This is a genomic window from Nonomuraea jabiensis (assembly GCF_014204795.1).
GTDB classification, from domain to species: domain Bacteria; phylum Actinomycetota; class Actinomycetes; order Streptosporangiales; family Streptosporangiaceae; genus Nonomuraea; species Nonomuraea jabiensis.
Genome location: NZ_JACHMB010000001.1, coordinates 3214716 through 3241074, shown reverse-complemented (window position 1 = coordinate 3241074; position 26359 = coordinate 3214716). Strand labels below are relative to the sequence as shown.

Here is a 26359-nt window from a genome sequence, read left to right as displayed (position 1 = left end):
GTTCGCAAAGTTGTAGTAAGGGGATGAAGTGTCTTGGTAGCGCACGCTCAGGCCGCAGCCCCCGCGAGGCGGCAGTACACCCACCGCGAAATCCTCGAGGTCATGTCCGGGCTCATGCTCGCCATGCTCACGTCGATGATCTCGACCTCGGTGGTGGGCACGGCGCTGCCGACGATCGTGGGCGAGCTGGGCGGTCAGGACCAGTACTCATGGGTCGCCTCCGCGACCATGCTGACCATGACGGTGTCCACGCCGTTGTGGGGCAAGCTGTCCGACCTGTTCGGGCGGAAGCTGCTCTTCCAGACCGCGCTCGGGCTGTTCGTCGCGGCCTCGCTGGTGGCCGGCCTGTCGCAGAACATGGGGCAGCTCATCGCGGCGCGGGCCGTGCAGGGCCTTGGCGTGGGCGGCCTGTCGGCACTCGCGCAGGTGATCCTGGGCGACATCGTGTCCCCCCGCGAGCGTGGCCGCTACTCCGGCTACATGGGGGCGGTCTTCGGGATCTCCACGGTCGCGGGGCCGCTGCTCGGCGGGTTCCTGGTGGACACCGACTGGCTCGGCTGGCGCTGGTGCTTCTACGTCGTGGTGCCGTTCGCCCTGGTGTCCTTCATCGTGATCCAGAAGGTGCTGAAGCTGCCGAAGATCAGGCGGAGCACCTCGATCGACATCTGGGGCGCGACGACGATCACGGCCAGCGCGAGCGCGCTCATGCTGCTGCTGACGCTGGGCGGCGTCGAGTTCGAGTGGAACTCGTTGTGGACGTACTTCCTGGCGGCGCTCAGTCTGCTGATGCTGGCCCTGGCGGTGCTGTCGGAGCGGACCGCGCGCAACCCGATCCTGCCGCCGCGGCTGTTCCGCAACCGTACGTTCGTGCTCACCGGCCTCGCCTCGCTGTTCGTCGGCATGGCGATGTTCGGCGCGATGATCTACCTGCCCCAATACCTGCAGATCGTCAAGGGCCTCAGCCCCACCGAGTCCGGCCTGATGACGCTGCCCATGGTGGTGGCGCTGTTCCTGGCCGGCGTGATCTCCGGGAAGATCGTCACCCAGACCGGCCGGTGGAAGATCTTCCCGGTGGTGGGCCTGCTGGTCGTGGCGGTCGGGCTGTTCCTGCTGTCCCGGCTGCACGTGGACTCCAGCGAATGGCTCATCGGCTTCGACGTGGCGGTGCTGGGCACCGGGCTCGGCCTGTCCATGCAGATGCTCATCCTGGCCGCCCAGAACGGCTCCGAGCCCCGTGACATGGCCTCCACCACGTCCGGTGTGTCGTTCTTCCGCTCGCTGGGCGGCGCCGTCGGCGTGGCGGCCTTCGGCGCGATCCTGACGAACCGCCTCAAGGACGAGATGGCCGACATGATCAGGGCCGCGCACATCTCGTTGCCCGGCGGCTCGAACGTCAAGCTCGGCAGCCCCAGCGCCATCCAGCAGCTGCCCGCGCCGATCAAGAACATCGTGCTGGAGGCGTTCACCAGGGGCCTGGAGACGGTGTTCATGGTGGGCGTGCCCATCGCGCTGCTCGGGTTCGTGGCGACGATCTTCCTCAAGGAGCTGCCGCTGCGCGGCTCCTCGACGCCGCCCCCGGCGCCGAATCCGCTGAGCAAGGACGACCTGGTCCTGGCCGGACTGCTGCTCGAGCTGATCGCCCAGCGCATCGAACGCACCAACGGCCAGCCGTCCGCCCTGCTCACCGCGGTCGCCAAGATGGCGCCACCGGACGACCGCCCGGAACGCGAGCGGGCCCGGTCCGTCGCCCAGAACGTACTGCGGCCGACCTCGCGAGCCCTCATCGCGCAGGCCGCGCCCCCGCAGAAAGACCTCGTATCAGGAGGAATCTCACAGTGATTCGCAAGTTCGTGGGCGCCGTCGCGGCCGCCCTGGCCGTCCTGGCCGGGCTGTGGCTGATGATCGCCCCCTTCGCCCTGGGCTCCCAGCCGGAGGACGCCGACTGGACGGACATCACCCGGTCGGAGTTCTTCACCGGCCTCGGCGTGGCCGTCGTGGGGCTCGTCGGCGCGATCTGCTTCGTGCTGGCCATCTACGAGGAGCTCGTGGCGCGGGGCCTCGTGGTCGTCCGGCAGCGCCGGCCCGAGCCGGAGCCGGAGCCCGTGCCGGTGGCGCCCCAGGCGTCGTCCGCCGAGCTGGCGAGCCTGCTGGCCCCGCTCGTCGAGGCGCTGCGCGAGGACATGAACAACTCGGGTGAGCACCGCCGCAACGGCAAGGCTCCCCTGGTCGGAGTGGAGGACAACCGATGAAGGCCAAGCTGGGCGTCTCCGCCCTCGTCCTGCTGTTCCTCGGTGGCCTGTGGCTGGTCGCCGCGCCGTTCGCGGTCGGCTACCAGGGCAGGGGCGCGGCCTACGTCGACGCGACGGTCAACGACCTGTGGCTCGGCGGCGCGATCGCCGCGGTCTCGTTCGTGTCCCTGGTGATCTACGCGGCCGACGCCCTGCGCGAGCTGGCCCACCGCGACGTGCTCATTGCCGAGCACCGCTCGGAGGGCCGTGATGGACGTCCTCGCTCCGCTGCGGGTCCATCACGGCACTCCGACTCGTAACGCGAGACGTGCTGTGTTCGGCGGCGACACAGACCCCGGACGGGAGCCACTGACCGGCAGGCTCCCGGCCGGGCAGTTCGAGATCGGCAAGGACGGCGCCGGCCTGCTCGTGGTGGGCTTCGACGGATCGGGCCCGAGCCGCAACGCGCTCGCGTACGCGGCCGGGCTCGCCCGGCGGGACAACGCGGCGCTGCTCATCGCCTTCGTGGAGTCGCTCAACAGCGCCGCGCTGTGGTTCTTCGCCGGGTCGCCGATCATCCCCGACGCGGCGGCCGACCTGACCGAGGACCTGCGGGACGAGCTGAGGGGCGCGGGCGTTCCGTGGCAGTTCGTCAGCGTGCGCGGGGACGCGGCGCGCGAGCTGGAGACGCTGGCCAGCGCACACATGGCCGACGCCATCGTGGTGGGCCGCTCGCGTTCCTCCTGGCACGGCTCGGTGGCGGTCGGGCTGGCGAAACGGGCTCGCCGTACTGTGCTGATAGTGCCCTGAGCTGGTCGGATGTCGCATATGGTGGCGAGATGAAACGTACTGCCGCCATGGCGTTCGTGGTGCTCGCGTCCGTTTCGTGCGGGACGGGCAAGCCTGTCGCCACGGGTTCCGTCCCCCAGGAGACCGCTCCCGCTTTCGAGAGCCTGGACTCGCCCACGCCGTCGCCCTCGCCCACCACGGGCGCGCCCGGCTCGACCGCCCCGCCGGCCTTCAGCGCCAAGATCTCGCGGCTCTCCCGCGAGCAGCTGCCGTACTCGTGGCGGCCCGGCTGTCCGGTCCACTACCGCGACCTGCGGCTGGTCACGATGACGTACTGGGGCTTCGACGACAAGCCGCACACCGGGCAGCTGGTGGTGAACAGGGCGGTCACCGACGACATCGTGACGGTCTTCAAGAGGCTGTACGGCTGGCGCTGGCCGATCGAGCGGATGAAGCTGGTGGACGCGTACAAGGGTGACGACTTCGACTCGATCGAGGCCAACAACACCTCGGCCTTCAATTGCCGCCAAGCGACCGGGTCCACTCATTGGTCGAAGCACGCGTACGGGCAGGCGATAGACGTCAATCCCATCCAGAACCCATATGTCACCGCAAGCGGTAGCACAGCACACCAAGCATCCAAAAAGTTCACAAAACGCCCCATGAAGGGAAAGGGAGTAATAAATCCTGGTGACAAGGTAGTTAAGGCCTTTGACCAGGTTGGTTGGGAGTGGGGCGGCTACTGGTCAGGAGCCAAGGACCTGCAGCATTTCAGCAAGGGCGGAGGCTGAGAGAATCCCCCCATGGCGGCTAAGGACGGCGACGGCTGGATCGAGTGTTCCCAAGGCCACAGGCACTGGGGGCTGCACGGCGCCTCGGGGCTGCTCGTCGTCCACCATGACGAGCTGGGCACGCCGTACGTGCTCATGCAGAAACGCTCCTGGTGGAGCCACCACGGCAACACCTGGGGGCTGCCGGGCGGGGCGCGCGACAGCCACGAGGACGCCGTCGCCTCCGCGCTGCGGGAGGCCCGCGAGGAGGCGGCGCTCGCCGGCGACGGGCTGCGGGTGCAGGGCGTCTACCGCGACGATCACGGCGGGTGGGTCTTCGAGACGGTGATCGCGGCGTCGTCCGAGCTGCTGGCCGCCGCCCCCGCCAACCGGGAGAGCAGCGAGATGCGCTGGCTCCCGCTGCCGGAAGTGGCCGACCGGAAGCTGCACCCCGGCTTCGCCGCCACCTGGGGCGAGATCCAGGGGGAGATCAGGCCGGAGACCCTCGTGCTCGACGTGGCCAACATCGTGGGCGCGCGGGCCGAGCACGGCTGGTGGCGCGACCGGCTCGGCGCGGCGACCCGGCTGCTGGAAGCCGTGTCGCGGCTCAGGCTCGCGCATCCGGTGCTGGCGCAGTGGTATCCGCGCGTCGTGGCGGTCGTGGAGGGCGCCGCCAGGAGCGCACCGGAGCTGCCTGGCGTCCAGGTGGTCGCGGCCACCGGGAGCGGCGACGACGCGATCGTCGACGTGGTGCGCCTGGCCAAGCCGTGGGAACGGGTGCTCGTCGTCACCGCGGACCGGGCACTGAAGGAACGCGTGCACGAGCTGGGCGCCGAGACCGTGGGCCCGAAGTGGCTGCTCTCGCAGCTGCCCGACTGAGCTCACGGGCTCATTGCAGCTGGCCGGCTGACCTCTCGTCAGCGTTCGACGGCGAGTACGGCGTCGAAGGCGGCCTTCAGGCCCGTCACGTCGAGCACGCGCTGAAGCACGCCGTGCACCCCGACCAGGCGTAACGTGCCGGCCTTGGCGGTGACCCGGCGCTGGTGCTCCACGAGCACCCACAGGCCGCTGGAGTCGCAGAACTCCAGCGCCTTCGCGTCGATGTCGACCCGCACGAGCCCTTCGGCGAGCAGCCCGCCCAGACACTCCTTGAGCTGCGGCGCGGTGAGCTTGTCCAGATCCCCGTCGAGGCGCACGAGCGCCGCCGACCGGCCGCGCTCCACCTCGACGTTGAGATCTGCCACCTCCTGAACGTACACCCCTGTCACCGCAGCCGCTATCGTGGTTTCCGCACAGGAGGGTTCGCATAGTGGACGAGTGCAGCCGCCTTGAAAGCGGCCAGGTCAGCGATGGCCTCGTGGGTTCGAATCCCACACCCTCCGCTCACTCCCTGAGGCCGGCGAATCCGTCGCCCACGCAGGCGGCGAGCTGCAGGTAGGCGTCCCTGGTCGGCTCCTGCAGCCGGTCGAGGTCGATCTCCGCGCCCTCCTCCAGATGCGGGTCGTACGGCACCCGGACCACCGCGCGGCACCTGGCGGCGAAGTGCGCCTCCAGCTTCTTGATGTCCACCGCCGACTTCGAGCGCGGCCGCACGCTGCACAGCACCACGGTCGCGTTCTTCACCAGGTCGCCGTAGTGGTGCGCCTCCAGCCAGTCGAGCGTCGCGGAGGCAGCCCTGGCGCCGTCCACGGACGGGGAGCTGACCAGCACGATCTGGTCGGCCAGCCCGAGCACGCCGCCCATCGCCGAATGGAGCAGGCCGGTGCCGCAGTCGGTGATGCAGATCGAGTAGAAGTTCTCCAGCACCTGGGAGACGGCCTGGTAGTCGGCGCCGCTGAACGCCTCGGACACCGACGGGTCGCGGTCGGAGGCGAGCACCTCCAGCCGTGAGGGGGCCTGCGACGTGAACGCCCTGATGTCCACGTAGCGCTTGACCTGGTCACGCTCGTTGAGCAGGTCGCGCACGGTGGCCGAGGTCTCCAGGACAAGCTTGTCGGACAGGGTGCCGCGGTCGGGGTTGGCGTCCACGGCGATGACCCGGTCGCCGCGGACCTGGGCCAGGGTGGCGCCGAGGCCGACCGTGGTCGTGGTCTTGCCCACGCCGCCCTTCAGGCTCAGCACGGCCACGCGGTGGTGACCGGCGGTGACCGGGGTGCGGGCCCTGCTCACCAGCTCGCGGCGGCGGCGGACCTCCGGGGGTTCGCCCGGCTTGATCCAGCCTCCCGACGCCTTGTAGATCAGGCGGCGCCAGCCCTTGGAGGGGGCGTTACGCCGTCCGCGTAGCAGGGACTCCGGGTCGAGGCTGTCGGCGGTGGGGCGGCCGGTGATCGGCGGCCTGGGCGGGGCGTTGAACACGGGGATCGGGGCAGGGCGGCGCCGCCGCTCCGCGGGCGGCGGGATCTCGCGCTCCGCGGGGCGCCACTCGTGCTGCTCGGTCCACTGCGGGGGCTCCTCCTGCTGGGCCGGCTCCGACCAGGAGGGACGTTCCTGCGGGATCGGCTCGGACCGCGAGGATCGTTCCTGCTGGGCGGGCTCGGACCATGAGGGACGTTCCTGGAGGGCCGGGTCGGACCACGAGGACCGTTCCTGTTGAGCCGGCTCCGACCACGAAGGCCGCTCCTCGCGCCGCTCCTCAGGCTCCGCGTGCTCGGCCTTCGGCCACGACGGCGCCGTGTCCTTGGGCCACGACGGCTCCGCGTCCGTCGGCCATGACGGCTCGGCGTCCTTCAGCCACGACGGCTCCGCGTGTTCGTCCTTGGACCACGCCGGCTCGGCATGCTCGTCCTTCGGCCACGACGGCCGCTCCTCGGGCTCGGGCTCCTGCGTGGTGGCCGGCTCCGACCACTTGGGAGGCTGGATCGTCGGAAGGGTGTCCGACGGCTCCGGCCACTGCGGGCGCTCGCGCTTCGGAGAGGTCTCCTCGGAGGCGGACTCGTCGTCCTTCTTCGCGGCAGGCTCGGCTTCCGGCGCTTCCGCCCGGGCCGTCTCCTTCTCCGGCTCCTCGCGGGGCGGCTCAGGCGCCCGTGCCCACTCGGGCACGGACGACCAGGACGTGTCCTGCGTCTCCTGCTCCGACGGCACCGGGGATGCCGGGGGCGCCGACGGCTCGGGCGGGGTGAACGACAGCGTGTACGTGTCGGTGTCGTCGGGCCGCGGCAGCGGCTTCAACGGAGCATGGAACGGGTCGTCCTCACGCGGGGAGCTCGGTGGCAGGGACGCCGGGGGCTCCTTCGTGGCCGCGCTGGCCGTGCCGAGCCACTCTGCGGCCTCCATCTCACCGTCGGGCAGATCCTCGGCCGCCGCGGCGCCGTACACGGAGTCGACGGCCGCGCGGAACAGCGGCGGCGTCGGCGTGTCGGGCTGCGTGGGGACCATCCGCCACGGGTCCTGGGGGTACGGCGAGGCGACCGGCTCGTCGGCAGCCGCTGTCGAGGCGCTCACAGAGACGGGGGCCTCCTCCGTCTCCTTGATCGCGTCGAGCCACGCCAGCTGCTCCTCGAGCGATTCCTCTCGATCGTGTCTTGCCACCGTGTTCCCCCTCGGGTGGGTCTAAAGGGGCAGCAAATACCTTGCAGGTTAACGCCATGGGCAACCACGCAACCCGGCAACCCACAACTTCTTTGCCCGGCTACCGTAGTTCGCATGCGAGCCATTGAGATCGCCGAGCCGGGCGGACCAGACGTGCTGCAGTGGCGTGAGGTGCCGGACCCCCGGGTCGAGCGGGGAGAAGTCCTCATCGACGTGACCGCCTCGGCGGTCAACCGGGCCGATGTCCTGCAACGACAGGGGTTCTACGCACCTCCGCCCGGCGCGTCGCCGTACCCGGGGCTGGAGGTCTCCGGCGTGGTGGCCGAGGTCGGCGCGGATGTCGAGCAGTTCAAGCCGGGCGACCAGGTCTGCGCGCTGCTCGCGGGCGGCGGTTACGCTGAGCGCGTAGCCGTTCCGTGGGAGCAGGTCATGCCGGTGCCGGACGGCGTGCCGCTGGTGGAGGCCGCCGGGCTGCCGGAGGTGGCGTGCACGGTGTGGTCCAACGTCTTCATGATCGGGCGGCTGCGCAGGGGCGAGACGCTGCTGGTCCACGGCGGGGCCAGCGGGATCGGCACGTTCGCGGTGCAGCTCGCCAAGGCGCTCGGCTCGCAGGTCGCCGCGACGGTCGGCTCGGCGGCCAAGGGCGAGCGGGTCAGGGAGCTGGGCGCGGACGAGGTCATCAACTACCGCGAGGAAGACTTCGCCGACAAAGTTCGCGCGGACGTCATCCTCGACATCATGGGCGCCAAATACCTTGCCGGAAACGTCCGGGCGCTCCGCACCGGCGGCCGGCTGGTGATCATCGGGCTGCAGGGCGGCCTCAAGGGCGAGATCGACCTGGGGGCCCTGCTCGGCAAGCGCGCCTCCGTGCACGCGACCGCGCTCCGCTCACGTCCGGTGGACGAGAAGGGGGCGATCGTCCGTAGTGTTGTGGACAACGTCTGGCCCCTGGTCAGCGCCGGGGCCGTGCGTCCTGTGGTGCACGCGAGACTACCGATGTCGGACGCCGCCGAAGCTCACCGAATGTTGGATTCTGGGGAGCACGTCGGCAAGATCCTGCTAGTACGGTGAGTGTTATGAATGCTGAGGACAACAACACCCCTCACATCGTGGTGGTGGGCCCTGATTTCCAAGGTCAGGGCGATAGTGGCGCAGAGGATCGATCGGTCACCAACCTGGTCGAGCAGCCCGCCAAGGTGATGCGTATCGGCAGCATGATCCGGCAGCTCCTCGACGAGGTCCGGGCCGCGCCCCTTGACGAGGCCAGCCGCAAGCGGCTGAAGGAGATCCACGCGTCCTCGATCAAGGAGCTCGAGGACGGGCTGGCTCCTGAGCTGGTCGATGAGCTGGAGCGGCTGTCCCTTCCGCTCACGGAGGAGAACGGTGTGCCGCCGAGCGAGGCGGAGCTGCGCATCGCGCACGCCCAGTTGGTCGGCTGGCTCGAAGGGTTGTTCCACGGCATCCAGACCACGCTGTTCGCGCAGCAGATGGCCGCGCGTGCCCAGTTGGAGCAGATGCGCAGGGCGCTGCCCGGCGTGCCGCAGGGGGACGACCAGCACCGCCCGCCCGGCGGCTCCGGCCCCTACCTGTAGCGCCCGCTCCGGATAGCCGCCGGCCGCGGCTATCCGTAGAGCCGCTCGATCACCTGAGCGACGCCGTCTTCGTCGTTGGCCGCGGTCACATGATCGACGGCCGCGAGCACGTGCGGATGTGCGTTCGCGACCGCGTACGACGTGCCTGCCCAGCTCAGCATGGGCAGGTCGTTCGGCATGTCACCGAACGCGATCGCCTCCGAGGGCTTGATCTCGTGCTGCCCGGCGAGCGCCGCCAGCGCCGTGGCCTTCGTCACGCCCTGGGCGCTCATCTCGATCAGGCCCCTGCGGCTGGAGTGGGTCGCGGTCACCAGATGCCCCACCAGCTCCTCCACGGTGGCCTGCAGCTCGTCCGCGTCCATCCCGGGATGCAGGGCCAGCAGCTTGGCGCATGGACGCGCCGTCACGGAGTCGACGCGTGCCGTTAGGGCCCCCTTGTCCAGGCCGCCCAGGAGGAATTCTGACTCATGCGCAAAACCCGCCTCATACTCGACCGAAAATACGAGATCGGACACGTTCGCTCTTAGCTGATCGACGACTTCCTGCAGCACGTCGACCGTGATCAGGTGAGATTCCACTATCTGTTCGGTATGGAGGTCGTAGATCAGTGCTCCGTTCGCACAGATTGCGAGCCCACGGTGACGTACGGCACCCGCGACCCCGCCCATCCACCGGGGCGGGCGCCCCGTCACGAACACGAGCACAGCACCGGATTCTTCGACTCTGCCGAAGGCCGCCACTGTGCGGGGAGACACCGTTCCGTCAGTACGCAACGCGGTGCCGTCGAGGTCGGTGGCCACAAGACGGGGCGCGGGAAGGCTCTGCATAACACGTTCCAGTTTGCCCGGTGATGCCGCCTGACAGAAATCTTCGTTGGTACGGGAACACCAACGCGCCAGAATGGTGTTAGATGTGATGGCGTTGTATTAGCTGATCCCGTAGTGAAAACCAGCATGACTTTGTCTGAGCCACCCCGGGTGCTTGCTGTACGACACACCGGGACCCACGAGGTGTGGGTCCCATAGATTCACATCCTGAGGGAGAGCTTTTATGGCTCAGGGAACCGTCAAGTGGTTCAACGCCGAGAAGGGCTTCGGCTTCATCGCCCCGGACGGCGGTGCGCCGGACGTGTTCGTGCACTTCTCCGAGATTCAAGGCAGTGGCTACCGCAGCCTTGAAGACGGTCAGCGGGTCGAGTTCGAGATCACGCAGGGACAGAAGGGGCCGCAGGCCTCCCAGGTCCGCGCCATCTGACCTTGTAGCAGCGAGACAGGCCGGGGTTCGCTTCCAGCGGGCCTCGGTCTTTTGCTTGTTCCGGGTTGGTCACGGCCGCGAACCTTCTGCGCTTCGCGGCCATCCACCCCTATATGAGGTACGCCTGGTTATGTCACCCCGTGACCGTTGCCGGGGTGTTCGTGCTCTTCATCAACGACCACCTGCTCAAACAGGCCTGGCCCGGGGCGGTCACGGGCAAGCTCAGCGACGTCGCGGGGCTGGTCGTCGCCCCCGCGCTGGTGGCCCTGCTCTTCTGGCGGCGGGCCGATCTGGCGGCCACCGCGCTGACCGGGGTGCTCTTCACGCTCGTGAAAACGACGGAGACGGGCGCTGAGCTGGCGTCCCATGTCTGGACCCTCGTGGCGGGCCCATCGCGCGTCCTGGCCGATCCCACGGACCTCCTGGCCCTACCCGCGCTCGCCCTGGCCTGGTGGGTACGCCGCCGCAGCCTGGAGTCGGACTCCGCGCGCTGGCGCGTGCTGGTCACGATGCCGCTGGCCGTGTTCGCGGTGACCGCGACGTCGGCCGCCCCCATGCCCATCGCCGACTCCGTCGACGTGGACGGGGACTCCGTCGTCGTCCACCTGCAGGACGGCCGCGCCCAGACCTCCGGCGACGGCGGGATCACCTGGTCGCAGGACGCCGGCTCGCGGGATTGGAGCAGACGGCCGCAGAGCGCCGCCTGCGTCCCCATGCAGGCGACGCGGTGCTATCGGGTGGTGCCCGAACGGATGGCCGTCGAGCAGTCCGACGACGGCGGCAGGACCTGGGGCCCGTCGTGGACGCCCACCGGGGACGACCGGGAGCGGCTCACCCGGCGGTACCCGTCCTGGAACCGCGGGCACAAGATGGCGCTGGCCGTGCAGGCCCGTCCGGGCGGGCACGTCGTGGTCGTCGCGAACGGCCTGGACGGCATCCTGGTCCGCGACGTGTCCGGCGAGTGGCGGCGCGTCGGGTGGCCCGGCTCGCCGGAACTCAGCGAGGTGGACCTGTCTCCGGAGCGCAACGTGGCGATCTTCCTGGCCGTCTGCATGCTGCTCGGCGGCGCCGCCTCGGGGTTGCGCCGGTTCAACCGCGCCTATCTGGGCTCCGCGGCGCTCACGTCCCTGAGCGTGCTCGCCGTGCTCACCTCCTGGTCGGAGGCGTGGTTGCCCAGCCTCCTGAACCTCGCCGGCATGCTCACGGCCATGGCGGGCACGGTGGCGTGCCTCGTACTGGCGGTGGCCGGCCAGGCCCGGCCCACTCCCGCGGCCGTCGGGGTGCTGGCGGCCCCGCTCGTGTACCTGACCGTCTACACGCCCTTCTACGGCTGGTCCGAGGGCGTCCCGGGCCCGTACTGGGTGGCCGTCGCCCTGGCCGTGCTGCTGACCGGCCTGGCCGTGCTCGGGGGCGCCGTACTCATCAGGTACGACGCCCGCCGCGCCTACTTGGACGGCTCCAGCACGTCGAGGCCCACGTAGGGCCGCAGCGCCTCGGGAACCACCACGGAGCCGTCGGCCTGCTGGTGGTTCTCCAGGATCGCCACGATCCAGCGGGTCGTGGCCAGCGTGCCGTTGAGCGTGGCCAGGTGCTGCGGCTTGCCGTCCTTGTCGCGGTAGCGGACGGCGAGCCGGCGGGCCTGGAACTCCGTGCAGTTGGAGGTCGAGGTCAGCTCGCGGTAGCGGCCCTGGGTCGGGATCCACGCCTCGCAGTCGAACTTGCGGGCCGCCGACATGCCGAGGTCTCCCGCCGCCGTGTCGATGATCCGGTACGGCACCTCGATCTTGGCCATCATCTCCTTCTCCCAGGCGAGCAGGCGCAGGTGCTCCTCGTGGGCGTCCTCAGGACGCACGTACGAGAACATCTCGACCTTGTCGAACTGGTGGACGCGGATGATGCCCCGGGTGTCCTTGCCGTACGAGCCGGCCTCGCGGCGGAAGCACGACGACCAGCCCGCGTAGCGCAGCGGCAGGTCGCCGCCGTCGAGGATCTCCTGGGCGTGGTAGCCGGCCAGCGAGACCTCCGAGGTGCCGACGAGGTAGAGGTCGTCCTCGGGGAGGCGGTAGATCTCCTTGTCGTGGGCCACGTGGAAGCCGGTGCCCTGCATGGTCTCCGGCTTGACGAGCACCGGCGTGATCATCGGGGTGAACCCGGCCTCGATGGCCTGCTGCATGGCCATGTTGAGCAGGCCGAGCTGCAGGCGGGCGCCGACGCCCTTGAGGAAGAAGAACCGCGAGCCGGACACCTTGGCGCCCCGCTCCATGTCGATGGCGCCGAGCGCCTCACCGAGCTCCAGATGGTCCTTGGGCTCGAAGTCGAACTGGCGCGGCTCGCCATGGGTCTCGAGGACCACGTAGTCGTCCTCGCCACCCGCAGGCGCGGCCTCCTCGACGATGTTGGGCACCGTCTGGACGAGCTCGTCGAGCTCGCCCGTCAGCTTCTCCGCCTCGGCCTCGGCGGCCTTGACCTGGCTCGCGAGGTCCTTGGCCCGCTGGAGCAGCGCGGCCTTCTCCTCGCCCTGCGCCTTGGAGACCGACTTGCCCATGCTCTTCTGCTCGGCGCGCAGAGACTCGAACGAGGTCAGCGCGGATCGGCGGCGCTCGTCCAGGTCGAGCAGCGTGTCGACGACGGAGTCGTCCTCACCGCGGGCACGCTGCGACGCCCGTAGCCGGTCGGGATCCTCACGAAGGGTACGCAGGTCAATCACAAGCCAAAGGCTACCGGCGCTCGGCAGCAGCCCGCCCCCGTATTACCACGTACACGCGGACTCGATCGTCCGTCTCCCCTCAGCCCCACCCCACGCCCAGCCACCAACCCGCCCCGCGCTCAGTCGCCAACCCGACCAGCCATCGCCACAGACCCGAGCTGCGCGCTCAGCCACCGACCCGACCCGCGCGAACGCACGCGGACCAGTCGCCTACCCCGGCGAACCCGGACAGTCGCCGCCTCAGACCTGCCCCGCGCGGACCGGACGGCCGCCGCCTCAGACCTGCCCCGCGCGGACCCGGGCGAGCCAGCCGCCCGCCTCCGCGAACTCGGCATCCGACGTCCCCCGCTTGATCTGCGGCGCGATGCCGTCGGCACGCGGGTAGCTGCCCAGGAACCGCACCTCGCCGCAGATGCGGTGGAGCCCGGCGAGGGCCTCCCCGACCCGGGCGTCGGCCACGTGCCCCTCGAAGTCGAAGTGGAAGAAGTAGCGCCCGATGCCGTCACCGGTCGGCCGCGACTCGATGCGCGTCAGGTTGACCCCGCGTACGGAGAACTCCGTCAGCATCTCCAGCAACGCGCCCGGGTGGTCGTCAGCGAGGAAGACCACCAGCGTGGTGCGGTCGGAACCGGTCGGCTCGGGCAGCGGCCCCGGCCGGGCCACCCGCACGAACCTGGTCACGGTGTCGGACCTGTCACCGATGTCCGTGGCCAGCTCCACCAGCCCGTAGTGCTCGCCGGCGATGCGGGCGGCGATGGCGGCGTCGTACGGCGAGCCGGGCAGCGAGACCTCCTGGGCCGCCGCCGCGGTCGACGGCGCGGCCACCACGACGGCGTCGGGCAGCTCGCGCGCGAGGAAGGCGCGGCACTGGGTGATGGCCGCGGGATGCGTGTAGACCCGCTTGATGTGGGGAATCTCGGTGCCGGGCCGGGCCAGCAGCGAAAACTGCACCGGCAGCAGCAGCTCGGCCGTGATCAGCAACGGCTCGCCCCACGCGAACTCGTCGAGCGTCGTGGTGATCGCGCCCTCGATGGAGTTCTCCAGCGGCACGACGGCGCCGTCGGCCTCGCCGCTGCGGGCGGCGTTGAGCGCGGCGGGCACGTTGGCGCAGGGCAGGCGCTCGGCCGTGGGGTCGAGGAGCCGCAGGGCCTCTTCGGTGAAGGTGCCTTCCGGTCCGAGATAGGCGAGTCTGGGCATGCATCCAGAGTATCCGCAGGTGGACGCCCCCCGCCCCCTTTCGCCCAGGGACGAGCCCGCCAACACCAGCCCCGACCGGCCCGCCAACGCGACGCCGACCTCCCCCGCGACGTAACCGCAGCACAACGCCGACCTCACCCCGCGACGTAACCGCAGCACGACGCCGACCTCGCCGCACGACGTACCAGACCGGCTTACCAGCACGACGCCGACCTCGCCGCACGACGTACCAGACCGGCTTACCAGCACGACGCCGACCTCGCCGCACGACGTACCAGACCGGCTTACCAGCACGACGCCGACCTCGCCGCACGACGTACCAGACCGGCTTACCAGCACGACGCCGACCTCGCCGCGCCTACAACGGTCCCGACGCCCGGGACAGGATCATCGGCCCGAGCCCCAGCCTGGCGGCCCGCACCGCCTCCTCCTCCTCGGGCGACAGCGGCTCCCGCCCCTTCCCGCCGACCACGGGCCGCACGTACGTACGAGTCTCGCTGCGCCCGTTGATCGAGGTCAGCACGATGCCGTCACCCAGCCCGTTGATCATCGCCACCGAGAACGACAGCCGCCCGGTCATCTCGGAGAGCGCGTCGTACCGGCAGACGGCCACGTCCCTGATGGCCTTGAGATCCCCCATGCCCTCGCTGGTCTGCCGGGCGAGCATCCGCTGGCAGTCCTCCACCGCGGCTCTGGCCTGCCGGAGCGACAGATATCCGATGAACACGCCGCTGACCCCGGCGACGACGCCCACGATGACCCATGCGGTAACGAGCACGGCACAGAGGGTAATGGCTCGGTCATGCGATCTGACGCCGTTTCGGCAACCAGGACACCAACAACCACACGAGGACCAGCGCCCCAAGCCCGAACCCGTTCTGGACGATCTTCCCCAGCACCAGGCTGACCCCCGGGATGTCGGCCGCCTTCAACGAGACGCCCCACCAGGGGATCGGCAGCACGTAATAGAGCCACACGCCCGCCGCCACCCGCAGCCTGACCGGATCACGCCCGTCGCCCACGATCGCGCCGAGCACCACGACCACCCAGGCGAGGTGGTGGATCCAGGCGACGGGCGAGAGCAGCACGGCCATGAGCCCGACGAGGGCGACCGCGGTGAGCTGGTCATTCGCCTGGTACGCGGCCCGCGCGCCGCGGAACCCGTACCACCCGACCACGGCCACGATCACGACCCAGATCGCGGTCGTCGCGGTCTCGGGCAGATAGAGCCGGATCAGCATGCCGCGGATCGACTGGTTGGTGGTGCCCGCGTTCGAGCCGAGGCGTTCGGGGTCGAGCAGCGCCGAGAACCAGAACTGCGACGCGTCCCTCGGGATCACCGCGAACGGCAGCAGCGTGAGCACCGCCGTCGTGAACGCCGCCATGAAGAACGTCCGCCACTGCCGCGTGACCAGCAGGTAGATCAGGAAGACACCCGGCGTGAGCTTCACGGCCGTGGCCAGCCCGATCAGGAACCCCCGCGGCCACCAGGGCCGCTTGACCACGCAGTCGGCCAGGCACAACGCGACCAGCAGAATGTCCACCTGCCCGAACCGCACCTGGTCCCTGATGGGCATCAGGTACGTGCAGGCCACCATGAGCAGCGCGAACACCCAGGGCACGTACTTCCTGAGCGCCTGCCTGAACGACAGCCACACGGTCATGGCCAGCGCCGCGAAGATCCCGGCCGTCCAGACCCACTGGGCCGTCCCCCACGACATCTCGGCCAGCCCCACGGCCAGCATCGCGGCGACCGGCGGATACGTGAACGGCAACAGCTGCGGGGCGGGTGTGACATAGTCGTACACCGGCCGGCCCTCGAGCAACATCTGGCCCCCGGTGCGGTAAACGTCCAGGTCGACCAGCCGCTGGTCATCCGGATTGGTGAGCCACACGACCACCAGGGGCGCCACGGCCGCCGCGACCACGAGCACGACGACCGCCCACGCCCACCACTGCCGCCGTACCACCCGCACCTCGCCACTTGTCACGATGTGGCACGTTACCGTGGCTGTTGTTGATCGAGGGCAAACAATGGGGGTCCGTACATGCCACACGCCACACCCAACCGGGACGGCGACCACCCCACACCCCCCGCCCCCGCGCGCACCTCCACCAGTCCGGCACTCCCGCCGCCCCCGGACGCACAAGCACCCAACCACACCGAAGCTCCACAAACGAGCACGGCCACCACCGGCGCAGGCAACCCCACCTCGGGCACCTCCACCACCCGATCGGACAGCGCCACCTCCGCCACCCGGTCGGTCGGGCCCACTCTCGGCACCCTCGCCAGCCGAGCAAGCCACCCCGCCTCCGGCACCCCAGCCGCCCGGTCGGTCAGGCCCAGCCTCGGCACCCTCGCCACCCGAGCAGGCAACTCCACCTCCCGCACCCCCGCCACCGAAGCGGACAGCGCCACCTCCGCCACCTCCGCCGCCCGACCGGTCAGGCCCAGTCTCGGCACCCTCGCCACCCGAGCAGGCGACCCCGCCTCCGGCACTCCCGCCACCGGAGCAGACAGCGCCACCTCCGCCACCTCCGCCGCCCGGTCGGTCGGGCCCACTCTCGGCGCCCTCGCCACCCGATCAGGCAGCCCCACCTCCGGCACCCCCGCCACCCGGTCGGTCAGGCCCAGTCTCGGCGCCCTCGCCACCAGAGCAGGCAACCCCACCTCCGGCACCCCAGCCGCCCGGTCGGTCAGGCCCAGCCTCGGCACCCTCGCCACCCGAGCAGGCAACCCCACCTCCGGCACCCCAGCCACCGGATCGGACAGCGCCACCTCCGCCACGCCCGCCACCCGACCGGTCAGGCCCAGTCTCGGCACCCTCGCCACCCGAGCAGGCAACCCCACCTCGCGCACCCCAGCCGCCGGATCGGACAGCGCCACCTCCGCCGCCCCCGCCGCCAGAGCAGGCAGGCGCATTCTCGGCACCCTCGCCCTCACCTTGGCCTTCGCGCTGGCCACCGCAACCGGCCTCTGCCTGCCCCCACCCCCTGCCTACGCCGCCACGACATCCCCATTCCCGGGCACGCCTGCCAGAGCAGCGGCCAAAGACCCCTCCGCCACCGTTGGTGCTCAGCAGGACCACCAGACCACCCAAGGGCTCGATCAAGCCCACGTAGCCCTCATCGGCGTGCCCGGGCTCGAATGGAGCGACCTCAACCCGTCCCGGAACCCCAACCTCTGGTCTCTCCTCAGCCAGGGCGCCTCCGCCTCCCTCTCCACCCGAGCCGTCCCACCCCCGGACCGCGGCATCACCTGCCCCACAGCGGGCTGGTTGACCGTCTCAGCAGGCCAGCGAGCCGGTACGGCAGGCAAGGGCTGCCTCCAACCCCCCACCCCCCAACTCACCGGGGAAGCGGCCAAGATCCCGAACTGGCCCGCCCTGACCGCCTACCAGTCCGAAACCGGGTTCGACGCCCAACTCGGCACGCTGGGCCAGCTGGTGACGGACAACGGAGGCAAGGTCGCCGCCATCGGCCCAGGCGCCGCACTTGCCGGAGCCGACAAGTCCGGAAGCATCGCCAAATACGCCCCCACTCTTGACGCCGCCGGCGACCTGACCCCGTACAACCTGATCATCATGGAGGCCGCCGACCTGGCAACCGCCTGGACCGCGCAGCCGCTGGACGAGTACGGCGTCCCCACCCCGCTCCCGGCCGCGGCCCGGCAGGCGGCCGCGACCAAGGCGGACCAGCAGATCGGCGCCCTGATCGCCAAACTGCCCCCCAACACCACCATCCTCGTGGCCGGCATTTCGGACGTGTCCCCGATCGCCCACCTCCACGTGGCGATCGCCAAGGGCCCGTCGCCGAGCGGCCGACCGTACGACCACGGCTACCTCACGGCCACCTCCACCCGCCAGGACGCCCTGGTCACCATCACCGACCTCACCGCCACCGCCATCCAACTCCTGGGCCTTCCCGCCCCGCGCCAGGTGGTCGGCCGCCCCTGGCAACCCAACGGCCCATCCGCCGCCACACCGGCCGAAACGGTGGCGGAACTGGCGGACGGGGACCTGGCCAGCCAGGTGCTCCGGGAAGTACGCGGCCCGTTCTTCGCCGTACTCGTGACGGTCCAGCTCCTCTTCTACGCCTTCGCCGCCCTGGCCCTCCGCCGCCGCCGAAACACCGCTCCCCCCACTCCTCCCGGCGCCAAGCCCCCCGCCACCAACCTCCCACCCACCGAAATCCCGTCCACCGACCCCTCATCCACCGACCCCTCATCCGCCGAACACCCGTCCACTCAGCCCCAGCCCCAGCCCGTCGAGCGGCCGTCCACCGAGCGGCCGTCCACCGAGCGGCCGTCCACCGAGCGGCCGTCCACCGAGCGGCCGTCCACCGAGCGGCCGTCCACCGAGCGGCCGTCCACCGAGCGGCCGTCCACTGCACAGGCGGGCACCTCAGCCCTCGTCAGCTCAGACGGCGATTTCGCGAACAACTCCAGGCTCCTCAAATCCGTCCAGATCGTCGCAGTGATCAGCGGAGCCATCCCCGTCTCCACGTTCCTGGCCCAACTGGTGCCCTGGTGGACTCTCCCCGTACCGATGCTGTCGGTGATCGTGACGATCGTGGCCATCGCCGGACTGCTCACCGCCCTGGCCTTCGCCGGTCCGTGGCGGGCGCACGTGCTGGGCCCGCTCACCGTGGTCGCCGCCGTCACCTCCCTCGCGCTCCTCATCGACGTCATGTCCGGTTCCAGGCTCCAGGTGAACGCGGTGACCGGCTACGAGCCCGTGACCGGAGGCCGTTTCTACGGCTTCAGCAACATCGCCTTCGCCGTCTACGCCACGGGCACCATCCTCGGACTCGCAGGCGTGGCCCAGTGGTTGCTCAGCCGAGGGGTGTCCAGGGTCGTGGTCGTGGCGGCGTGCGCCCTGTACGGGGGGCTCGCCGTCTTCGCGGACGGGTGGCCTTCGTGGGGGGCCGACTTCGGCGGTGTACCGGCGTTCGTGATCGGCCTGGCGGTCTTCCTCATTCTGCTTTCCGGCAAACGCGTATCGCTGCTGAGACTCCTCCTCGTCGGGCTCATGGGGGCCGTGCTCGTGGGTGCCCTCTCGGTGTTCGACTGGCTGCGCCCCGACTCCCAGCGCACCCACCTGGGCAACTTCGTCCAGCAGATCATCGACGGCCAGGCGTGGACCGTCGTCGGGCGCAAGTTCAGCGCCATGATCGGCGTAACCGTCGGGAACTGGTCACTGACCCTCCTCTCGCTGGTCGCGCTTGCCTTCCTGTTCCTGATACTCGACCGCCCCTCGCGATGGGGCGCCTCCGCCCTCGGCCAGGCCTACCGATTGGCCCCCACCCTCCGGGCCGGCCTGTTCGGCGCCCTCACGTGCGCCTTCGTCGGCTTCCTCATGAACGACTCCGGCATCGCCATCCCCGCCATGGCCCTGACGGTGGCCGTTCCGCTGACCCTGGCCGCCTGCGTCCGCGCCCTTCAACTCACCACCGTTCCTGAAGACTGAGCAGGAACTGCGAGCACCGTCCGCATGAGCTGGGGTTGTCCAGATGGCAGGTGACTATGTGGCAGGTGACCAGGTGACAGGGGACCAGGTGGTCGGCATGGTGTCGACGCCGACCACCCCGGTGGCGAGCGCGGCCTGGAGCGGGACGACTGCCGTGGGTGGGTCTGCCAGGAGGCGGTCAGGCGCAAGGCGCACGACGCGGCGAACACATAGGGGAACTCCCAGCACCCAAGCCCTCACTCAGCAGCCGCTAACGATCAGTGCTCGTCTCTAACTCGCCACGCTGGACCGACGCCGATGGCAGGTGTTCCCGGCTGGCGGTTCGCCACGCCCACACGACCAATGCCACCGCCAGGGCCAGCAGCGCCCACGCGAGTTGAGGCCGGACCACCTCCCTGAGCCAGTCGAGATCCTCTGGCTGCCCCTCCACTCTGGCCGGGAGGTATGCCAACGACAGGACCAGCAGGTGGGCGACCACGAAGCCGTCCACCGCGGAGGCCGCCACCAGCGCCAGCAACCCGAGGGCCAGTCCGTCGTACCAGGGGAGGATGTACGGAGTGGCGAACACGTAAGCGACCATCAGGCCGGCAGCCACAACCGGGGCCTCGTTGCTCGGTGTGGGTGTTCGAGGGGGGCCAGGTTGGCGGGAGCGGGAAGCCAGACGGAGCAGGGACCAGGCGAGGAGCGCGAGCACCAGGAGTGAGCCGATCTGGATCTCTCCTCGGTAGGCGCTGCCTGTGCCCACGATGGACTGGAGCCAGCCCTGGACGAGCTTCCAGAACGAGGCGTGGGAGATCGACTTGCTGGTGCGCGTCATCGGGGCGATCGCTTCCGGGCCGACGAGCGCGTACCCGATGACCACTACGGCGAGTGCGCAGGCCGCCATGAGGGCCAGGCGGGCGGGGCGGCGTCGTAGCTCCCAGGCGGGACCGAGGGCCACTAGGCCGGCATTGACCTTGATCGCCACTCCTAGCCCGAGCAGGACGCCGGAGCCTGTGGGGCGGCTTCTGGCCAGGAGGGCGGCGACCATGCAGGCGATGGCGAGGGTGTCCACGTGCATTCCTGCTACCAGTTGGTAGAGCAGGAGGGGGTTGGCTGTCCACAGGAGTGCGGCGCGCAGGCGTCTGGTCGGGTCGTCTCTGGTGAAACGGTCGATGAGCAGGCCCGTCGCTATGAACGCGGCGGCGTTGAACAGGGCCAGCATGAATATCGTCAGGCGGAGGGAGTCTCCGCCGATCCAGCTCGCCATCGCTTGTACGGCTGTGGCCACCGGGCCGTACACGCTCGGCTCCTCGCGCCACGGCTCCTCGACCGCGTCCGCTATGGGGTCGCCTGGCAGGTCTACCGCGCCATGGGTGTACGGGCTGAGGCCCAGTGTCACCATGCGGCCGTAGGCGGCGTAGTTGAGGTGATCGCCGGAGCCGGATGGCGGTAGGAACGCCAGGATCGCGGCGGCTGTGCAGCCGATCAGGACGAGGAGGCGGGCGCTCGGCAGCGTCCAAAGCTTGCTCGACAGTGACCCGCGCTTCGTCGGCAGTGCCGCAGATACCCCCAGCGCAGCTGCTCGCGGCACATCTGTCCGTGTCGCGTCGGTCCGGGGCCCAGCTGCCCCCGGCGCACAGGGTTGCGGCACATCTGTCCCCGTCGCGTCGGTCCGGATTCCGGCTGCCTCCGGCGCAGGGGGCGGCGGGGTATCTGGCTGCGTCGGAGTTGGCTGTGGGGAGGTGGTGTGCCCTGGGCTGGTGGGGGGTGGGGTGTTGGGGGTGGAGGGGTGCGGGGGCTTTGGGGGGCGGGTCAGGGTGAGGGCGGTTAGGAGGCCGAGGCCGCCGAGAATGATTGCGGCGGCGGCGAAGGCGATCACCAGGTAAGGGTTGGGGTGGACGTCGAGGGAGTACGGCGGCTGCCAGGTCGGGCCGGTGAGTGCGGGCACCATCGGGGATGGGCCGAGGAGGCCTATGGTGATCGTCAGCAGGATCGAGGCGCCGATCGCCGCCGTGGCCAGCCCGGCGAGCCGGCCCCGTGCCTTTTCGTGCCGCTTCTCCGAAGTCACCGGCAAATTCCAGCACACTCGCAAGGGGGCTTCGGCCGGACGGGACCTTCCTGTGGATAACCGGGATCAGGCTGTGGGTCCTTGTGGAGGGGGAGGTCGCCATCCTGGCCCGATGAGGGGAAACGGCGTTGTGGTCGTTGCCAGGTGTGGAGATGGTCAGTGATTGGGGCGGATTTTGTTGAGGTTTTGGGCGATTAGCGGCTCTCGCGTGGCTAGCGCAAGGGCCACGTCCCGGAGTTGGATCGCTCGATGGAGCTGGGCTCGCCAGTCCGTCCCCGTGGCACGGTGGGCCATGTCGACCTCGACCTCCACGATCCGGTACCCCTTGTGGAGCAGGTCGATCGTCAGCGCCGTCTCCACCCCGAACCCGCGCGCCAGCGGCCGGGCCGCCTCGAAAGCGGCTCTGGTGAGGCAGCGCTGGCCGTTGAGCGGCTGGGCGGGTTCGAAGCCGGTGGCGCGGCGGATGCCTTCCTTCGACAGGCGTACGACCAGGCCGTGGCCGCCCAGCTTCACCCTGGTCGTGAAGACCGCGATGGTCATGTCGGCCTTGGCCGCGCGTACGGGCTCGATGAGGGGGGCGGCGGCGTGAGCCGTCTCGCCCAGGTCGGCGTCGAGGAAGAGCAGGTGGCGGGGGGTGGCATTCTCATCGAGGAGACGTACGGCCTCCGCGCCGGTCTCCATCGCGGCGGCCTTGCCCCTGTTGCGGCTGTGGCGCACCACCCTGGCGCCGGCCGCGCGGGCCACTCTGCCGGTCTGGTCCCTCGAACCGTCGTCCACAACTACGACCAGGTCCACGCCGGGCAGGGCCGCGGCAGCCTTGACGGTGGCCGCGATGCGGTCGGCTTCGTTGGCGGCCGGGATGATGACCGCTGTGTCGCCGCTGCTGCTCACCGAGCGCTACCTCCGCACACGACGCTTCCGTTTCTCCTCAGCCGAGCGCCGGAATCGGAGTCAGGGCCGGGGCTGGGGTCGCGGTCGGCGACTCGACCCAGGCCGTGTCTCGCGACCCGACTCGGGCCGTTATTGCCACCGTAGCCGACGTTCCAGCCACGGTCGGTACGGCAGCGACAGCGCTGCACGTGGTTAGGCGACTGCAACGTGCCACATATGGCGGCATGCACCGTCTCGTGCAGGGCTGTTTGCAGGGCTGTCTGCAAGGCCGCGTGCAGGGCCGGATGCCGGAGCGCGTGCACGACCTCGTGCAGGAAAGCGTGCCGGAGCGGATGCACGACGCCATGCAGGGCCGCGTGCCGGAGCGCATGCGCGATGCTCTGCAGGGTCGCGTCCCTGGCACCACGCAGGGCTGCGTTCACGACCCCATGCAGGGCTCCGTGCAGGAGCGGGTGCGCTGCCACGCTTGACGTCCCATGAGCAGGCTGAGGCGCTGCCGTCCTGCATGTCCTATGTGCGGGCCGGGGCGCTGCCATCCTGCATGTCCCATGCGCAGGCCGAGGCGCTGCTGGTACGCAGGATGTCTCGGCAGGTCGCGGTGTTAACGGCCCGCGCGACGGCGACGCGGCCTCAGGATGCGGTGCTGAGGTCCTGCGCGGCGTGGCCGCAGGTCGCGGTGCCGGAGTCATGGGTGGCACGTTCTCAGAGCGCGCCACACGTGTCCGGTGTGCTGCATGCGCGAGTAGCGGCGCCGCTGTCCAGCGCGCCGCCCCTGCGGACAGGGTCGAGGCGACCCCGCTCTGTACGTCGTCGGATCCGAGCACGGATCCCGTCATGAGCCCTCGGTTATGAGGAACTCCTGCGGCACCTCGTCGTACACGGTGAACACCGAGTCGAGCCCGGTGACCTGCAGAATCTTGCGGACCGCAGGACGGGGGGCGGCCACGTCGAGCGCACCTCCCTGCTCCTTCATCCGCTTGAGCGCAGACAGCAGAACGTTCATCCCCGTGGAGTCGCAGAAATCCACGGCGGACATGTCGATGACCACTCGGCTGGGCCCTTCCTGCAGCAGCCGAGTGAACTCGGACTGCAGGTGAGGCGCCGTATAGAGGTCGATTTCCCCGGTGATGGCAACGAGTGCGCACCCGGCATGTGATCGAGTCGAGACCTTGAGCTCCACATGGGCAGGCTAGCGGCGCGGAGGCTTCCGGTCACGTTGTCACGCCGATAGGGCAACCACAGGTTTTTGTCCTCCGTTTGGGCTCCATGGAAACGGAGAGTACGCGAAGCTTGACAGCGTGACACCGGACACGGCACGACTTCACGGCGAAGGAGGGGCTGGGGCACGACCGACGGGTCCCGCGACGATGAAAGCAGAAAAACCTGAAGACCCTCAGCGTCAAGGGCTCCGAGAGCGCCTGGAGAACATCCTCATCCGCACGGAGAAGGCCACCTCATGGCATGACGAAGCAGAACGCCTCCGCAGCCTGGTGAACCGCGAAGGCTACGTCCCCATCCGCACCCGGCTCGCGATCGAGGACCTTGACTTCCTGGGCGGTGCCCGGGCTGATCTGCTCAGGTTCCTGGAGCTGGGGCTGAGGTTGCTCGATCTTCATCAGCCGAGGGACGCGGGAGGCATCACCAGCGACGCCGCCCATCCGATCCTGCGGTGCCGGAGCTGCATGTGGCGCTGGCCCTGCCCGACATTTCGCGCGATGTCGGAATCGTTCGGCGCCTCCCGGGAGGCGGGGGAGCCGGAGCTCCCGGAGACAGAGACCGCCTGAGGACCGCGCCAGGAAGCGCCCCAAAGGTCCCAACGGCCTCAGTGGCCGCAATACGCCTCATCGGCCCCAGCGCCAGGAGGCTGCTGGCGGAAGGCGACGGGAGGAGGCCGGTAGCAGGAGGCAGCTGGCAGGAGGCAGCTGATGGGTGCGGCAGAGCCACCGTAGCCACCGCGCCGCCAGCGACGGCCAGGACGGTGCCAACCGATGCTGTCCGCGGAAGGGAGCCGGCGAGCCGGGCCAGGAACGAGCGGGACGGTCTAACCCGCGACCATGGGGAGCCGGATCTCGAACCGGCACCCCGGCCCGTCGTTGACCACCCCGATCACCCCGTCATGCGCCTCCACGATCCCTTGCGCGATGGCCAGCCCCAACCCCGCCCCACCATCAGCCGTAGGAGTACGAGCGGCCTCCCCCCGAAAGGCGACCTCGAACACCCGAGGCAGATCCTCCTCAGGAATCCCCCCACAACAGTCCGCAACCGACAGACAAGCCATCCCCTCCTCATCCACCCCGGCCCGCAACACCACGGTCCGGTCCGACGGCGTGTGCCGGATGGCGTTGACCACGAGGTTCCGCAGGGCCCGCCCCAGCGCCCCCGCGTCGGCCTCCACCGGCAGGGACGCCGACGCCTCGGCCGTCAGGACCACCCCCTTGGCCCTGGCCAGCGGCTCGGCCCCGGCGACGGTGTCGGCCACCAGGTCGGCCAGGCCGATGCGCGAACGCGACAGCCGCAGCGCCCCCGCGTGGATCCGCGACAGCTCGAACAGGTCGTCCACCATCCCCGAGAGCCGTTCCACCTCCAGCTTGATCTGGGCGTGGTAGCGCGCGACCGTGAGCGGATCGGACACCACCCCGTCCTCCACCGCCTCGACCATGGCCCGCATCCCGGCCAGCGGCGTACGAAGATCGTGGCTCACCCAGGCGACGAGCTCCCGCCGCGCCCCTTCGAGGGCCCGTTCCCGCGCGTACGCCTCCTCCAGGGTGTTCGCGATGGTCTGGAGCTCGGCCGGCAGCCCCCGGGGCGCGGTGAACGGCATGACCCGCACGGCGTCCACCAGCCGCCGGCTCTCCGCGACCACCCGCCTGGCCAGCACGAACGCGACCCCGAGCCCCACCAGCCCGCCCACGGCCACCACGCTCAGCACGAAGTCCTTGACGGGACCCTCGATGATCATCTTCATGATGATCGCCACGACCCCGGCCAGCGTGGCAGCCACGGCGACCACCACGACCACGGCCATCATCACCCCGATGGACCTGGTACGCAGCCGCCACATCACCCCGATGCCCAGCAGCGCGATCACGAGCCCGAGCCCGGCCGCCACCGCCACGACCATGGGCAGCTCACCGGGCTGCGGCATCAGGACTCCATCGGCTCATAGCGGTATCCGACCCCCCACACCGTGACGATCCTGCGCGGCTCGGTCGGATCCGGCTCGATCTTCTCCCGCAGCCGCCTGACGTGCACGGTCACGGTGGAGGAGTCGCCGAACGACCACCCCCACACCTGGTTCAGCAGCGCGGAGCGGCTGAAGGCCTGCCGGGGATTGCGCATGAGGTGCGCCAGCAGATCGAACTCCCGCGCCGTCAGCATCACCTCCTCCCCCCGCAGCCGAACCTCGTGCGCCCCCACGTCCACCACCAGGTCCCCGTCACGCAGCACCCCGGTGCCGCCGGTGACGGACGCCCCCCGCGCCCGCCGCAGCACCGACTGCACGCGCAGCGCGAGCTCCCGCGGGCTGAACGGCTTGGTGACGTAGTCGTCGGCCCCCGTCTCCAGCCCGACCACCCGGTCGATCTCCTCGCCGAGCGCGGTCAGCATGATCACCGGTACGGGCCAGCGCTCCCTGAGCTTCCTGCACACCTGCAGCCCGTCGAGCTTGGGCAGCATCAGGTCGAGCACCATGAGGTCGGGCGGATGGGCCAGCGCCCTGCGCAGCGCCTCCACCCCGTCGCCGACGCATTCGACCTCGTGACCGTCGCGCTCCAGATAGCGTGCGACGACCTCGGAAACGGTCGGGTCATCATCGACCACCAGGATGCGCGTGTTCACGACTTCACGGTACGACCGTGGACCAGGAATGTGTCGGGTACGTCATTG

General features: G+C 70.1%; 25 protein-coding genes and 1 tRNA gene. 14 read left to right on the top strand and 12 right to left on the bottom strand.

Features of this window, described 5'->3' with window-relative positions; translation table 11 throughout:
- Positions 1 to 33: 33 nt before the first annotated feature.
- Genes HD596_RS14440 through HD596_RS14415 form a run of 6 tightly spaced genes read left to right on the top strand, consistent with a single transcriptional unit; the run spans position 34 to position 4666 of the window.
- Positions 34 to 1839, top strand: a complete 1806-nt coding sequence (locus tag HD596_RS14440; protein WP_185069737.1) for an MDR family MFS transporter — start codon at positions 34 to 36, stop codon at positions 1837 to 1839.
- Positions 1836 to 2249 (top strand): hypothetical protein, encoded by a 414-nt coding sequence (locus tag HD596_RS14435; protein WP_185069736.1) that lies wholly within the window; start codon positions 1836 to 1838, stop codon positions 2247 to 2249. The genes HD596_RS14440 and HD596_RS14435 overlap by 4 nt, the downstream gene beginning before the upstream one ends.
- Entirely contained in the window at positions 2246 to 2548 is a 303-nt protein-coding gene (locus tag HD596_RS14430; RefSeq protein WP_185069735.1) for a hypothetical protein, read from the top strand. The genes HD596_RS14435 and HD596_RS14430 overlap by 4 nt, the downstream gene beginning before the upstream one ends.
- 13 nt (positions 2549 to 2561) lie before the next feature.
- Positions 2562 to 3038 (top strand): universal stress protein, encoded by a 477-nt coding sequence (locus tag HD596_RS14425; RefSeq protein WP_185069734.1) that lies wholly within the window; start codon positions 2562 to 2564, stop codon positions 3036 to 3038.
- Between the two features lie 29 nt (positions 3039 to 3067).
- Positions 3068 to 3808 (top strand): M15 family metallopeptidase, encoded by a 741-nt coding sequence (locus tag HD596_RS14420; protein ID WP_246554453.1) that lies wholly within the window; start codon positions 3068 to 3070, stop codon positions 3806 to 3808.
- 12 nt (positions 3809 to 3820) lie between these two features.
- Complete coding sequence (locus HD596_RS14415) at positions 3821 to 4666, top strand: NUDIX hydrolase (protein ID WP_185069733.1); 846 nt, start codon at positions 3821 to 3823, stop codon at positions 4664 to 4666.
- A gap of 38 nt (positions 4667 to 4704) precedes the next feature.
- Here HD596_RS14415 and HD596_RS14410 read toward each other — a convergent pair whose 3' ends face one another.
- Positions 4705 to 5031, bottom strand: a complete 327-nt coding sequence (locus HD596_RS14410) for an STAS domain-containing protein (RefSeq protein ID WP_185069732.1) — start codon at positions 5029 to 5031, stop codon at positions 4705 to 4707.
- A 51-nt stretch (positions 5032 to 5082) separates the two neighbouring features.
- Between HD596_RS14410 and HD596_RS14405 the strand changes: the two genes are divergently transcribed.
- A tRNA-Ser gene (locus tag HD596_RS14405) sits at positions 5083 to 5169 on the top strand.
- A gap of 1 nt (position 5170) precedes the next feature.
- Here the strand turns inward: HD596_RS14405 and HD596_RS14400 are convergent.
- Positions 5171 to 7315, bottom strand: a complete 2145-nt coding sequence (locus HD596_RS14400) for a nucleotide-binding protein (protein WP_376775846.1) — start codon at positions 7313 to 7315, stop codon at positions 5171 to 5173.
- A 114-nt stretch (positions 7316 to 7429) separates the two neighbouring features.
- On the opposite strand from HD596_RS14400, the gene HD596_RS14395 reads away from it, so the two are divergent.
- Positions 7430 to 8386 carry an NAD(P)H-quinone oxidoreductase gene (locus HD596_RS14395; RefSeq protein WP_185069731.1) on the top strand — a complete coding sequence of 319 codons (957 nt, stop codon included), beginning with the start codon at positions 7430 to 7432 and terminating at the stop codon, positions 8384 to 8386.
- Positions 8387 to 8391: 5 nt separating this feature from the next.
- Positions 8392 to 8907: a bacterial proteasome activator family protein gene (locus HD596_RS14390; protein ID WP_185069730.1), complete on the top strand. Its 516-nt coding sequence runs from the start codon at positions 8392 to 8394 to the stop codon at positions 8905 to 8907.
- A gap of 29 nt (positions 8908 to 8936) precedes the next feature.
- Here the strand turns inward: HD596_RS14390 and HD596_RS14385 are convergent, their stop codons facing one another.
- Positions 8937 to 9734, bottom strand: coding sequence for an HAD family hydrolase (locus tag HD596_RS14385; protein WP_185069729.1), 798 nt, complete (start codon positions 9732 to 9734; stop codon positions 8937 to 8939).
- A 223-nt stretch (positions 9735 to 9957) separates the two neighbouring features.
- Here HD596_RS14385 and HD596_RS14380 point away from each other — a divergent pair, with 223 nt between their 5' ends.
- Both HD596_RS14380 and HD596_RS14375 read left to right on the top strand, forming a co-directional pair.
- Positions 9958 to 10161, top strand: a complete 204-nt coding sequence (locus HD596_RS14380) for a cold-shock protein (protein ID WP_093173019.1) — start codon at positions 9958 to 9960, stop codon at positions 10159 to 10161.
- Between the two features lie 140 nt (positions 10162 to 10301).
- A complete protein-coding gene (locus HD596_RS14375) occupies positions 10302 to 11642 on the top strand; it encodes a hypothetical protein (RefSeq protein ID WP_185069728.1) in 1341 nt (446 codons plus the stop codon).
- On the opposite strand, the gene serS is transcribed toward HD596_RS14375, so the two are convergent.
- From serS to HD596_RS14355, 4 genes are all read right to left on the bottom strand, one after another.
- Positions 11606 to 12868, bottom strand: coding sequence for a serine--tRNA ligase (serS, locus tag HD596_RS14370; protein ID WP_185069727.1), 1263 nt, complete (start codon positions 12866 to 12868; stop codon positions 11606 to 11608). The genes HD596_RS14375 and serS overlap by 37 nt on opposite strands.
- A 276-nt stretch (positions 12869 to 13144) precedes the next feature.
- On the bottom strand, positions 13145 to 14065 hold the full coding sequence (gene pheA / locus HD596_RS14365) for a prephenate dehydratase (RefSeq protein ID WP_185069726.1): 921 nt from the start codon (positions 14063 to 14065) through the stop codon (positions 13145 to 13147).
- A 358-nt stretch (positions 14066 to 14423) separates the two neighbouring features.
- Positions 14424 to 14843 (bottom strand): DUF4446 family protein, encoded by a 420-nt coding sequence (locus tag HD596_RS14360; protein WP_313044013.1) that lies wholly within the window; start codon positions 14841 to 14843, stop codon positions 14424 to 14426.
- A gap of 22 nt (positions 14844 to 14865) precedes the next feature.
- Positions 14866 to 16056, bottom strand: a complete 1191-nt coding sequence (locus HD596_RS14355; protein ID WP_313044012.1) for a glycosyltransferase 87 family protein — start codon at positions 16054 to 16056, stop codon at positions 14866 to 14868.
- A gap of 57 nt (positions 16057 to 16113) precedes the next feature.
- On the opposite strand from HD596_RS14355, the gene HD596_RS63735 reads away from it, so the two are divergent.
- A complete protein-coding gene (locus tag HD596_RS63735; protein WP_281398230.1) occupies positions 16114 to 19533 on the top strand; it encodes a hypothetical protein in 3420 nt (1139 codons plus the stop codon).
- 250 nt (positions 19534 to 19783) lie between these two features.
- Here the strand turns inward: HD596_RS63735 and mptB are convergent, their stop codons facing one another.
- Together mptB and HD596_RS14340 are read right to left on the bottom strand one after the other, a co-directional pair.
- Positions 19784 to 21106 (bottom strand): polyprenol phosphomannose-dependent alpha 1,6 mannosyltransferase MptB, encoded by a 1323-nt coding sequence (mptB, locus tag HD596_RS14345; protein ID WP_313044009.1) that lies wholly within the window; start codon positions 21104 to 21106, stop codon positions 19784 to 19786.
- Positions 21107 to 21739: 633 nt separating this feature from the next.
- Complete coding sequence (locus HD596_RS14340) at positions 21740 to 22474, bottom strand: glycosyltransferase family 2 protein (protein WP_185069725.1); 735 nt, start codon at positions 22472 to 22474, stop codon at positions 21740 to 21742.
- Between the two features lie 224 nt (positions 22475 to 22698).
- Between HD596_RS14340 and HD596_RS14335 the strand changes: the two genes are divergently transcribed.
- Positions 22699 to 22944, top strand: coding sequence for a hypothetical protein (locus HD596_RS14335; RefSeq protein WP_185069724.1), 246 nt, complete (start codon positions 22699 to 22701; stop codon positions 22942 to 22944).
- A 362-nt stretch (positions 22945 to 23306) separates the two neighbouring features.
- Here the strand turns inward: HD596_RS14335 and HD596_RS14330 are convergent, their stop codons facing one another.
- On the bottom strand, positions 23307 to 23654 hold the full coding sequence (locus HD596_RS14330) for an STAS domain-containing protein (protein WP_185069723.1): 348 nt from the start codon (positions 23652 to 23654) through the stop codon (positions 23307 to 23309).
- 118 nt (positions 23655 to 23772) lie between these two features.
- Between HD596_RS14330 and HD596_RS14325 the strand changes: the two genes are divergently transcribed.
- On the top strand, positions 23773 to 24258 hold the full coding sequence (locus HD596_RS14325) for a hypothetical protein (protein ID WP_313044008.1): 486 nt from the start codon (positions 23773 to 23775) through the stop codon (positions 24256 to 24258).
- A 257-nt stretch (positions 24259 to 24515) separates the two neighbouring features.
- Here HD596_RS14325 and HD596_RS14320 read toward each other — a convergent pair whose 3' ends face one another.
- Entirely contained in the window at positions 24516 to 25619 is a 1104-nt protein-coding gene (locus HD596_RS14320) for a sensor histidine kinase (protein ID WP_185069722.1), read from the bottom strand.
- Positions 25619 to 26311, bottom strand: coding sequence for a response regulator transcription factor (locus tag HD596_RS14315; protein WP_185069721.1), 693 nt, complete (start codon positions 26309 to 26311; stop codon positions 25619 to 25621). The genes HD596_RS14320 and HD596_RS14315 overlap by 1 nt, the downstream gene beginning before the upstream one ends.
- Between the last annotated feature and the right edge of the window lie 48 nt (positions 26312 to 26359).